1 protein-coding gene is annotated in these 255 nt (G+C 64.7%); it reads left to right on the top strand.

Annotated features, from left to right (window positions below):
- Positions 1–255: hypothetical protein (locus ACZ9XP_RS18020; RefSeq protein WP_465188972.1), on the top strand; the 255-nt coding region annotated here is incomplete at both ends.

Below are 255 nucleotides of genomic sequence, written 5' to 3'. Positions count from 1 at the left end.
CAAGACCTTCAGCATCAACGTACCGGGCGCCGAGCTGGTGGCCGACACCGACAAGGTGATCGAGGCCAGCGTCACCACCCGTGACGAATCCGGCAACAGCATCACCGTCAGCGACACCGAAGGCTACCGCGTCGACACCGTCGCCCCGGACAACCGCAGCACCAGCATCAGCGTCAACGACATCACCGCCGACAACGTGGTGAACGCCGCCGAAGCCGATGAAGACATCACCGTCAGCGGCACCGTCAGCGGCGA

Source organism: Vogesella perlucida, assembly GCF_979366545.1.
The sequence above is the reverse complement of the archived record's forward strand: the minus strand, read 5'-3'. Positions and strand labels throughout refer to the sequence as shown.